At 51.8% G+C, this 11751-nt stretch carries 10 protein-coding genes; 7 read left to right on the top strand and 3 right to left on the bottom strand.

Annotated elements, in window-relative coordinates:
- Nucleotides 1-6: 6 nt before the first annotated feature.
- Nucleotides 7-1362, bottom strand: a complete 1356-nt coding sequence (locus tag VFS25_RS03795; protein WP_326460786.1) for a sigma-54 dependent transcriptional regulator — start codon at nt 1360-1362, stop codon at nt 7-9.
- A gap of 102 nt (nt 1363-1464) precedes the next feature.
- The gene (locus tag VFS25_RS03790) at nt 1465-2787 is read right to left on the bottom strand and encodes a DUF1972 domain-containing protein (protein WP_326460785.1); all 1323 of its coding nucleotides are present in this window, start codon (nt 2785-2787) and stop codon (nt 1465-1467) included.
- Nucleotides 2788-2959: 172 nt separating this feature from the next.
- Between VFS25_RS03790 and VFS25_RS03785 the strand changes: the two genes are divergently transcribed.
- The 7 genes from VFS25_RS03785 to VFS25_RS03755 all read left to right on the top strand — a co-directional run bounded on the left by VFS25_RS03785 (nt 2960) and on the right by VFS25_RS03755 (nt 10022).
- Nucleotides 2960-3109 carry a hypothetical protein gene (locus tag VFS25_RS03785; protein ID WP_326460784.1) on the top strand — a complete coding sequence of 50 codons (150 nt, stop codon included), beginning with the start codon at nt 2960-2962 and terminating at the stop codon, nt 3107-3109.
- 112 nt (nt 3110-3221) lie between these two features.
- Nucleotides 3222-5792, top strand: a complete 2571-nt coding sequence (locus tag VFS25_RS03780) for a GH116 family glycosyl hydrolase (protein WP_326460783.1) — start codon at nt 3222-3224, stop codon at nt 5790-5792.
- A gap of 114 nt (nt 5793-5906) precedes the next feature.
- Entirely contained in the window at nt 5907-7010 is a 1104-nt protein-coding gene (locus VFS25_RS03775) for a metallophosphoesterase (protein ID WP_326460782.1), read from the top strand.
- Nucleotides 7011-7014: 4 nt separating this feature from the next.
- Nucleotides 7015-8307: a DUF3472 domain-containing protein gene (locus tag VFS25_RS03770; protein WP_326460781.1), complete on the top strand. Its 1293-nt coding sequence runs from the start codon at nt 7015-7017 to the stop codon at nt 8305-8307.
- 62 nt (nt 8308-8369) lie between these two features.
- A complete protein-coding gene (locus VFS25_RS03765; RefSeq protein ID WP_326460780.1) occupies nt 8370-8933 on the top strand; it encodes a Crp/Fnr family transcriptional regulator in 564 nt (187 codons plus the stop codon).
- A gap of 80 nt (nt 8934-9013) precedes the next feature.
- A complete protein-coding gene (gene yiaA / locus VFS25_RS03760; RefSeq protein ID WP_326460779.1) occupies nt 9014-9445 on the top strand; it encodes an inner membrane protein YiaA in 432 nt (143 codons plus the stop codon).
- Nucleotides 9446-9575: 130 nt separating this feature from the next.
- Nucleotides 9576-10022 (top strand): SRPBCC domain-containing protein, encoded by a 447-nt coding sequence (locus VFS25_RS03755; protein WP_326460778.1) that lies wholly within the window; start codon nt 9576-9578, stop codon nt 10020-10022.
- A 2-nt stretch (nt 10023-10024) separates the two neighbouring features.
- On the opposite strand, the gene VFS25_RS03750 is transcribed toward VFS25_RS03755, so the two are convergent.
- Entirely contained in the window at nt 10025-11701 is a 1677-nt protein-coding gene (locus tag VFS25_RS03750) for a hypothetical protein (protein ID WP_326460777.1), read from the bottom strand.
- Nucleotides 11702-11751 lie beyond the last annotated feature (50 nt).

The raw sequence follows: 11751 nt of genomic DNA, 5'->3' as shown, positions 1-11751 counted from the left end.
GCTGACTTAAGAATGCACATTTATTTCTTTATTCTGGATCAGCTTATAAATGGTTGATTTACCGATGTCGAGCAAATCGGCTACTTTTTGTATGTTATTGTTATTTCTCCGCAGGTAATGCTCAATGATCAGCTTTTCATATTCTTTGAGCGTTTTAGCTTCTGACAATAAAAAGTTATTACCGCCTACGCGTGTAAACGTAATATTCTCGGCGGTTATCTCCCTGCCATCGCACATTACGGCGGCCAGGTCTATTACCGCCTTCAGCTCGCGTACATTGCCGGGGAAGCTGTACTGCATCAGCTTTTCGCGGGCGCTGCTGCCCAGCTGCAGGGGCGGCAGCCTGTTCACCCGGCAGGCTTCTTCCAGGAAGGCTTTGGCCAGCAGCAGCATATCATTATCGCGCTCGCGCAGCGGGGGCAGGTGAATGGGCAGGCCAATAATGCGGTAAAAAAGATCTTCCCGGAAACGGCCCTGCTTTACCTCTTCCGCCAGGTTTTTATGGGAGGCTACAATAAGGCGTATGTCCAGCTTCACCTTTTCGTTGCCGCCCACACGCGTAAGCTCGCGCTCCTGCAGCACGCGCAGCAGCTTGCTTTGCAGGTTAAGGTTCAGCTCTGCAATTTCATCCAGGAAAAGGGTGCCTTTATTGGCTTCCTCAAACCGGCCGGTTTTACGTGCTATGGCGCCTGTAAAAGCGCCTTTTTCATGCCCGAACAGCTCACTTTCGAGCAGGTCTGCGGGAATGGCCGCCATGTTCACAGCCACAAACGGTTTTTTAGCGCGGTCTGAGTTGTAGTGGATGGTTTTGGCTACCAGCTCTTTGCCGGTGCCTGTTTCGCCGGTAACAGATACATTAATGGTGGTGCGGGTGGCTCTTTCCATGAGGGCAAATACCTTTTTCATAGCGGCGGCATTGCCCAGCATTACTTTTTCCAGGTCGTATTTATGGCCCAGCTCCTGGCGCAGCTGCTCTACCTCTTTTTTAAGGTGTTGGGTTTCCCGTATTTTTATTACGGCATTCCACAGCAGGTCTTTGGTATTATCGTTCTTTACCAGGTAATCATTGGCGCCGGCTTTCAGCAGCTCTACGGCTGTGCCTACATCTTCCTGTGCGCTGATAATAATTACCGGCACGTCGGGGTCGGCCGCCCGTATGCTCTTCAGCAGCTGTATGCCGGTTATATCCGGCAGCGTATAATCAACGGTAATCAGCTGGGGGCGCCTGTACAGGTTTTTCATACAATCCGCCCCGCAGGTAAAACGTGTGATGCTGTACTCAGGATTTAAGGATAGATGATATTCCAAAATCTCGCCGTACCATGGGTCATCTTCAACAATAAAAATACTGTAGCTCTCCATTCAACCCAGATTTATATCTGAATTTAGGAAATATTTGCACCCATATGAACTGCTTATTATAAAAAAATATAATTATCATATAAAAACATATACATCAACCACTTACAATGTTTCTCTTTGCTTAACAAAGCGGTTCCAGCGTTGGAAATCATAGTTCAGCTTCAGCACCCTCACCCTGGTGAATACCGCCACGGCTATGACCTGCAGGGCTATAACCTGCACCAGCGGCAGCGCATAAATACTGATACAGGTAAGCACTATGAACAGCAGCCTGCCGTACGGCACATGGGCCGTCATTTGCGGCACAGGATACTGCCGGGGCGCTGTGCTCACCACATTATCCAGCAACCCGGCATAACGGGCGGCAACATTTTTCCAGGTATAGCGGCGGTAGGCGATGGCCTGCATATCTGCGCCTGTTTGCCGGTACTGCGGCATGCGCCTGGTGTTAAGCAGGTGAACAATATCTTCGGCGGAGCGGAAGTAAAAGGCCCGGCCTTCGGTAGTAGCCCGGTTATAAGATACGCCGTAGGCAATAACCGGCAGGCCCAGGTACATGGCCTCTACCAGGTACGGGTGGGTGCCGCCGGCGCTGTGGCCGTGCAGGTACACAAAGCAGTTGCCCCGCAGCACATCCAGCTCCCGCGGGTTGCTCACGGGGTCCATCATGTGAATGTTTAAACAGGCGGCATACTTTTTCCGCAGCTGCAAACCATATTTATGCCGGCCCCAATTACCAGTGAGCACCAGGGTTTGCAACGGCAGCCGGGAAAAAGCATCCAGTATGAGGTGAATATTATTTTCCGGCTCAATATCGGCTACCGCAAAGGCGTACGGCTTGCGCAGGAAAGGGTACCGGACCAGGTCCTGCGGGGTGGGTGATTCCTTCACCGCATGATCGGCGCCGCATTCAATCATGGTGCTGAGGGTTTTGTAGCGGATAGCCGTGTAGTCTTTTATGGCTTCGTTATCCGATACATTTGCATGCGAATATTTAACGGCCATCCATTCCGCCATCCACAGGTACAGGCCCGCGAGCCTGCTTCTTTCGCCGCGTTTCCACTCAATGCCGTTTATTGCGGTCACAATTTTTTTATTGGTGAACAGCCTTACAAAAGGCAGCATAAACCCGCCGCTTACGCCTAGCACCAGCAGCACATCGGCATAAAACAATGCATGCAATATGCTGAAACAGTTGTAAAAAATGCTTTGTATACCGGTGGCTTTAAAAGGCAGGTAAAACAGGCGGGCGCCGTTATAGTTTTTTATGCGGCTTTCTTTGGGATATTTTTTTGCACTGCAGTAAACCGACATTTCAAAACGGCTTTGCAGCCCGGTAATAAGATGCCCCGCAAGGATCTCAAACCCGCCGTACTTTGCGGGCGCTCCTGCTGTTCCGATAATGGCCACATGCTTCTTTTTCATAGATATAAGATTTTGCTGTTAACCGTGGGGCGGCTGTTGCCTACCTGCAGCGCCAAAGGCATGCCGGTTATACAAACCGTTTAAAAACAGTGGATTAATGCATTTGCAGGCGCTCCTGTTTTCCAGGAAATGGAAAAATATTCCGGGAAAGAGAAAATGAGGGGCGGGTATTATGCGAAAACCCGCGCCAAAGAAATGGCTGCACACCCGGTTGGCCAGGCTGGCCATGAGCGTTCAATCGCGCTTTGTTATGCGCCTGCCCAAGACAGCCGGGGTATTCACCAGCACTAGGTACCACGCCCTGCCCCGGAACGGGTGGTGAAAGCTGTTAAAAATTTTCAATTTCTGATAAGATATTGGCTTTGGTTTACCCTGCACTAGCAGTTTATTGCATTATTGCATAATTTAAGCGGGTAACCCAAAAACGTTCACGTATGAAAAACAGGAACAGGCGCCGCGATTTCCTAAAGCAAATCACATTGGGCGGACTTGGTGCAGGTCTTGCGCCTTTAACGCTGCATGCGGCAGATACAAACAAAACAGCTGTAAACAACGCGGAAAGCACCGGGCTGCCTGCAGCTGCGCGCCCTTATAACGGCCCTTACGCCGGCGCATTCAACAACAAAATAGCATTTCCCATAGGCGGCATTGGCACCGGCATGTTCTGCGTGGAAGGCACCGGCGCCATTTCACATATGTCTGTAAGGCACGTACCGGATATTTACAATGAGCCGGCCATGTTTGCCGCCATCCGGGTAAAAGGCGCGGCTACGCCCAAAGTGCTGGAAGGCCCGGTGCCTGACTGGAAAAAGTTCGGGCAGCACGACTCGGGCCTGGGTGGCCGCGGCGGCGCAACCTGGGGGCTGCCCCGGTTTAACAGCGCAGCATTTGAGGCCCGGTTCCCGTTTTGTACCGTGGAAATAACAGACCAGGATATACCCCTTGCCGTTAGTATGCAGGCCTGGAACCCTTTTATACCCAATAACGCCGACCACTCAGGCCTGCCGGTGGGCGCGCTGGAATATACTTTTAAAAATACCGGCAGCAGCCCGCAGGAAGCTGTTTTCTCGTACCACTCCAGGAACTTTATGCAGCAGCCGGAAGCGGAGCATTCCATTGGCGGCATGCAGCATGGCTTTATACTTTCCGCTGCCGGCACCGGCAAGGCGCCGGCCAAAGAAGGGCATTTTGCCATATTCACCAATGAACCGGCCACGGTGGTTGACCATTGCTGGTTCCGGGGCGGATGGTTTGATCCATTAACCATGGTGTGGCAAACCGTTAGCAACGGCGATCTGAAAAATACGCCGCCGGTACCCAAAGACGCGCCCGGCGCATCGTTATACGTGCCCTTTACGCTGGCGCCGGGGCAGCAAAAAACCATCCGGGTAATGATGGCCTGGTATGTGCCCCACTCCACTTTAAGGATCGGCGAGTTTGAGCCGGCAGATGAAGCGGATCAGTCGCCCGCAAGGTACTACCGCCCCTGGTACGCCAGCCGTTTTAAAAACATACAGGATGTAGCAGGTTACTGGAAAGATAATTATGCATCATTACAGCAACAATCGTTGCTGTTCCGGCGGGCATTTTATAACTCCACCCTGCCGCCGGAAGTGCTGGAAGCAATAGCCGCTAACCTTACCATCCTGAAATCCACTACTGTCATGCGCGTGCACGATGGCCGCTTTTGGGCATGGGAAGGTTCGGGCGACAGCTGGGGCAGCTGCCACGGCTCCTGCACGCACGTATGGAACTATGCGCAGGCCGTGCCGCATTTATTTCCGGCACTGGAAAGAACCCTGCGGGACACGGAGTTTGCCGAAAACCAGGATGGGGAAGGCCACCAGGTATTCCGCGCCAACATGCCTATTACCAAAGCACGGCACACCTTTCATGCCGCAGCCGACGGGCAGCTGGGCGGTATTATGAAGGTGTACCGCGAGTGGCGTATCAGCAATGACAAAGCCTGGCTGGAAAAGAAATATCCTTTTGTGCAAAAAAGCCTGGATTACTGCATACGCACCTGGGACCCGGATAAAAAAGGCATGATAGCAGAGCCGCACCATAATACCTACGACATTGAGTTCTGGGGCGCTACCGGCATGTGCACCAGCTTTTACCTGGGCGCGTTGCGCGCATTTGCGGCCATGGGAAAATACCTGGGGCACGATGTATCGGCCTATGAAGCATTGTATGAAAAAGGCAGAACGCAGCTGGAGAATGCCCTGTACAACGGCGAATATTTTATCCAGCAGATACAGTGGAAAGGGTTGCATGCGCCCGATCCCGTAAAGGCGCAATCGTTCAGCACCGGCTACTCACCCGAAGCGCTGGCGCTGCTCCAAAAAGAAGGGCCTAAATACCAGTATGGCGCCGGCTGCCTGTCAGACGGTGTGCTAGGCGCCTGGATAGCGCGCATGTGCGGGCTGGATGATATTGCCGACCCGGATAAAATTAAAAGCCACCTGCAGGCAGTGCATAAATATAACCTGCGGCAAAACCTGGCGGAACATGTTAACCCGCAAAGGCCCACATTCGCGCTGGGCGCGGAAGGCGGGCTGCTGCTGTGCTCCTGGCCAAAAGGCGGCAAGCTTTCCCTGCCTTTTGTTTACAGCAATGAGGCATGGACGGGCATTGAATACCAGGTAGCATCGCACCTGGTTATGATGGGTGAAGTGGAAAAGGGGCTTGATATCGTAAGGACCTGCCGTAACCGTTACAACGGGCAGGTGCGCAACCCCTTTAATGAGTACGAGTGCGGCCACTGGTATGCAAGGGCCATGGCCAGCTACGGGCTGCTGCAGGCATTAACCGGCCTGCGGTACGATGCGGTGGATAAAACCCTGTACGTGCATTCCCGGGTAGGTGATTTCACCAGCTTCCTGAGCACGGCCGGCGGCTTTGGCAATGTTACGCTGAAGAACGGCAAAGTAGCTGTGAACATGGTCAGCGGCCGGCTGGATGTAAGCAGGATTGTTGTAAACGGGAAAACGTTGCAGGCCTAGCGCACCGGCACATTGCCGCGCCCTGCTTTTTAGTATTGCCTTGCCTGTTTCCCGGGGAAAGCTGCTATTTTAGCGCTGTTTTAGTCATGTGTTGCCCTTTTAATGCGCATAAATGTGAAAAAGCTTTTACAGAAGATATTCCGTAAGCCCGTGATATGGCTGGCCGACAAGCTATCCTCCCACCCGGAGGAAGCGGCTATTTTCAGCTCCCTTACGCAGCTGCGGAAAGACCTCCTTGGCGGTAAAACAAACCGGGGCGTTATTTTTTCCTGCCTGCCGGAAAACACGCGCTTTATCATTTTCTCCGACCAGCACAAGGGCGCCAGGGATGCGGCAGACGATTTCCTGCGTGCCGCGGATAATTACATGACTGCCCTGGGCTGGTATTACGGCAATGGCTACACGCTGATTAATTTAGGCGACTGTGAGGAGTTGTGGGAAAACACGCCTGCCACGGTTATTGAAAAGAACCGTTTGGCATTGCTGGAAGAGGCAAAGTTCCTGCAGCAGGACCGCTACCACCGCATTTTCGGCAATCATGACCTGGAATGGAATTACGCAGTGCCCCGGCAGCAATTCCTGCGGCCCCTGTTCGGTAAAAAGCTGAAGGTGTATGAGGGGCTTATACTGCAGGTGCCTTATAACAGCCATACCTACTCTTTTCTGCTAACGCATGGCCACCAGGGCGACAAGCGCAGCGACGGCAATGCCTTTTCCAAATGGTTTGTAGCTGCCATCTGGACACCGGTTCAGCGTTTCCTGGACATTAGCGTAAACACCATTTCCGACTCGTTTGACCTGGTGGACCGGCACAACATTATCATGTACAAATGGACCCTGCAGTTTAAAAACACATTCCTGATCTCGGGGCACACGCATAAACCGGTGTTTGCCTCCCTGGATCATATAGACCGGCTCACGAAGCAGCTGGAAAAGGCAAAACAGGCAGGCAACACCATGCTTATAAACAACCTGGAAGCAGCGCTGGAAAAGCGCCGCGCGGAGTATGCCGGCAAAAAATTTGTAAAAACCATGGCGCAACCCTCCTACTTTAATACAGGCTGCTGCTGCTTTAACGACGGCGACATTACAGGCATTGAGATTGCGGAAGGCTTTATACGCCTTATTAAATGGGAAGAGGGCCAGCGGAAGGTGCTGGAGGAGTCGCCGTTATATTATTTATTTGACCAGCTGCCGGCAGAAAATTTAAACCAATGAAAATATGAAAATACCTGCCATCCTGCTGCTGACGGGGTGCCTGTTTTACACCGGCGCTGTTGCCCAAACCGCACAACCGCCCGTGCAAACTGTTATTCCCCTGGGCGGCAATGCCTGGGTAAATGAACCGGCTACCATCTCAGATGAAGGCCTTACCGGCTGGAGCGATGCGGCCTCCATACCTGCAGTGTATTTCAGGGTAAGCAAGGCACAGCCGGTGCGTTTATTGCTAAAGGCGCGGGTGCCGGAAGGGGAAAGCAGCATATCCGTATCGGCGGCAGCAACAACCATCACAAAAGAGGTAACCAATACCGCTTATGATACTATTCCCATTGGCACATTCAATATTACAGCGCCCGGCTATGTAAAGGTAACGCTGCGGGGTATACGTAAAACAGGCGCTGTATATGCACAGGTGAGTGACCTTATTATACAGCTGCCGCAGCCGGACAGTGACCTGGTGTTTGTAAAACCCGGCAGCTCCTTCTATTACGGGCGCAGGGGCCCCTCTGTGCATTTAAGGTATGATGTTCCCGAAGCGGTAAAGCCTGCTGTAAAATACTTTTACAGCGAGATAAATGTGCCTGCACAAATGGATGTAACCGGCTCGTACTTTATGGCCGGCGGCTTCCGCGAAGGCTACTTTGGCATGCAGGTAAATTCAGCTTCGGAGCGGCGCATCCTGTTCTCGGTATGGAGCCCCTTTAATACCAACGATCCCAAAGCCATACCCGACAGCATGAAGATTGTTTTAATAAAGAAAGGGAAAAGCGTGCATGCCAATGATTTTGGCAATGAAGGCGCAGGCGGTCAAAGCTTTATGCTATACCCCTGGCAAGCTGGTAAAAGCTATGGGTTTTTAGTATGCGCCCAGCCGGATCCTGTTAAAAATGCCACTGTCTTTACCGCTTATTTTAAAGATATAGCAGCCGGCAAATGGTGGCTGGTGGCCAGCTTTAGCCGGCCGCAAACCAGCAGCTACCTGAACGGCCTGTATTCCTTTGTGGAAAATTTCATACCGGATAATGGCGATCAAACCCGCATGGCCTACTTCACGCATCAATGGGTAGCCGGCCCTGACGGCCGCTGGCAGCCCATAACACGGGCAACGCTGAGCGTTGACGCTACTGCCAAAGGCAACTACCGTAAAGATTATGCTGGCGGTATGCTGCATGGCGAGCTTTATATGAAGAACGGCGGTTTCTTTAACAACTTTGTGCCGCCTGGGCAAACCTTCCGTAAAACACAATACGGCGCTGCGCCCGCCGTGCCTTTGCAGCACCTGCCGCAGCAATAAACTGGTATTTATAATGCCGGTTATGTAACTTGCGCCGGTTTTCTCCCTATATACATGCGGCTATGAAACAACTGTTAACGCACCTGAAGAACATTCATCATTTAAGTGAAACAATACAGGAACAGCTGCAGCACTGTTTTACCCAACTGGTGTTGCCCCGCAATGAGCTGCTTATTGCTGAGGGGAAAATATGCCGGCATTTATATTTTCTGGAGCAGGGCTGCCTGCGCGGGTTTTATAACCTGGATGGCAAGGAAGTAACGCACTGGTTCGGGTTTGAGAACGACTTTGTAACATCGTTCCACAGCTTTATTACCCAGGAGCCTGCGGTAGAGAACATTCAGCTGATGGAGGGCTGTGTGCTGTGGGCCATTTCCAGGGAAACGCTCAACGGCCTGCTGGATAAATACCACGAAGTGGAACGGCTAACACGCATTGCGTATGAACAATATTACCTGCGGCTGGAGGAACGTTATGTAAACGGACAGTTTAAAACCGCCGCCGAGCTGTATGAAAACCTGTTAAAGCGCACCCCGCATATTATTGAAAGGGTGCCGCTGGGCTATATAGCCTCTTACCTGGGCATGTCGCAGGAAACCTTGAGCCGCGTACGCAGCCGGCTTTAACATTTACGATGCGTGATTTTGACCAATGTCAAAAGTTCTGTTCCTCCCCCGCCCTAGCTTTGCTTCCATAAAGTTACACTATGGAACAAAAAAATGCCCAGCAGCCTTCAGCTGCCTTTATTGCCGCCTCCTGGGTGGGGCTTTTAACCGGCATGGTTGCTTTTTTTATCGGCCTGTGGAATGCCAACATGCAGCTCAATGAAAAGGGATATTATTTTACCGTATTAATGTTTGGCCTGTTCTCCGCTATTTCCCTGCAAAAAGCCGTGCGCGACCAGCTTGAAGGTATTCCCGTTACCAGCATTTACTACGGTCTTGCCTGGTTTTCCGCAATACTGTGTATTGTGCTGCTAACCGTAGGGCTGTGGAATGCCGACATGAGCAAAAGCGAAAAAGGGTTTTACGCCATGTCGTTTGTGCTCAGCATGTTCTCGGCCATTGCCGTGCAAAAAAATACGCGCGATATGAAAGCAGCGCAACCGTCCAAACCAACAGATACAAATTTCCAATAACTGAACTTCCAATGCTTGTTAAACCAGGAAGCGCCACGAGAGGCGCTTCCTTATTTTTTGTCGCAAACACCACCCCATAATGAGCCAACCGCCCCTCATAAATGTGTGTCTGTTATATTAATTTCATGAAATGGAAAAACAAACTATTACTGTTGAGGCATTTATAAATGCGCCGCTGGCGGCTGTTTGGGAATACTGGACGGCGCCGCAGCACATTATTAACTGGAACCAGCCTTCGGGAGATTGGCGTACTGCCCGCGTTGAAAATGATCCCCGTACTAACGGGCGGTTCCTTTTTGTGATGGAAAAAAAAGACGGCAGCGCCGGTTTTGATTTCCAGGGCGCTTACGATAAGGTGGTGCGTCATGAGCTGATGCGCTACACGCTGGATGACGGCAGAACAACCACCAATGTTTTCGCCGTAACAGGTAACGGCGCAACCATTACCGAAACCTTTGAACCGGAAGGTCAAACGCCGCTGGAAGAGCAGCGGCGTTTTTGTGCAGGGGTGCTGCAGAATTTTAAAGCTTATGCCGAAGCACAAGCGGGGGCCAACCCCAAAAATGTAACATCATAGATCTAAGATGCAAAATGTAAAAGTATAGCATTGCTTTGCGGCGTTATCCTCAAAACCGCTCCATTACCCGGTTTTGAAAACCCTCCCTTTACCGCCTGCAAAGTGTACGGCATGCCTTCAAAGCTGCAATGCAGCTGCTGCGGGGTTACCTGCTCAAAAGGCAGCTGCGCGCCTGCCGCTGCATTCAGCTCAAGGTACCAGCTGCAGGGCTCACTGCTCACCAGCTGCATGTGAAAGCTTTTTTCATCCAGGTCTATTTCCAGCGTGCCGCTTACAGTTGTTAACGGCCAGGATATATGCACGGCTTTTGTTCCAACGTTTTTAAACACCGCCGCTTTACCTTCCGGTAAAACCTCTTTCCCCTTTATTAAAGCTTTCAGGCGCAGCCCGGCCAGCAGGTTTTGGTTGCTCCACAGGTAACCGTCCACCACCGGCAGGGTAAAAAACGTACATTCATTAGCGGTAGCCACCTGCGTGGTATAAACATCGGCCAGGTTTTCATTGAACAAATGTATATCACGGATGCGCAGGCGGCCGTTCTCCCACAGGATGTTCATCCTGTAAAAACGGCTGTTGAACCAGATCGTTTGCCGGTAGCTGCCGGCTATATCTTTACTTACGGCAAAGGAAGTAGGCGGCGTTACAGGGTAACGCTGTTTGAACCAGCGGCCCGACTGTTCCAGGGTTTCCACCTTCAGCCTGCCCGCTGCCCGCAGCTTTGCAATAAGCGGCATTTGTATCTCAAATCCTTTGGCCATCCCCTCCCAGGTAAAGGAATTTTCCTGCCCGGCCTGCGTGTAGTTGAACCCCAGGGATGGATCGTTGGTAAAGGATGTAAGGAACCAGCTTACCCAGGCGCTGTCGCCGCCGCCAAAGCGGTATACCGGCTCCAGGGTAACAACGCCCTGCCTGCCGCTGCCCACGCCATTATCGTACTGCCTTACAGGATCGCTGCCCAGCATCCTGAAAATGGGCACCGGTATCTGCTGCTGCGCGTGCTGTGCAGGCATGTAAGAATTGATTTTGCTGGGATAGTAGGCCTGGTTCCAGTAGCCACCCCATAACGTATAACCGTCGGTTCCGTACTGGTCTTTACAGTTGGCGGATGCCACTATGTGGTACTTCTCATACATATAGCCCAGGCTATGCGCATCTATGAACCAGGAGGCAACAGATGCGGGATAGCGGCCGAAGATCTTTTTAAAGTCTGCCATGTACACATCTATCAGCTTTTCCCGCTCTTCCGGCGTATAGCCGGTGGAAAACCCGATGTTGGCCCGCCAATCCCACGGGTAGCGGCCCCGCCATTTAAGCCCGGCTTTTTCCACCAGCGGCTGCGGTATCTCCCACCAGGCCCCTATCTCAAACGAGCCTTTGGGCAGCCCTGCCAGCAGCTGCTGGTACCGGGCATCCATTAAGGCGTCATATTGCAGCAGGAAGGTGCCGGGCAGGTTATATTTTTTCATGATCTCCACCTGCTTTACCACGGTCTGGTACAGCACATCTTCGGTGATCTTGGCGTCGCGGGGCTCCAGCAAACGGATAAAGTTTACGATGTTCACGATCTTAGGCCCGTCCGTGCTTTTGCTTTGTGAAAAAACGCCGGTAAACGAACCAAACAGGCATACCACTACTATACAGGCTATCTTAAAAAACCAGAGCTGGATGTGCTTCATCATTTCTCTATACAATTTATTTTGAACAGGACAAAACTATAAAAAGGCGGGTA

Origin of the sequence: Chitinophaga sp. (assembly GCF_035761305.1) — a bacterium.
Lineage (GTDB): Bacteria > Bacteroidota > Bacteroidia > Chitinophagales > Chitinophagaceae > Chitinophaga.
This window is presented reverse-complemented; position numbering and strand designations above follow the sequence as displayed.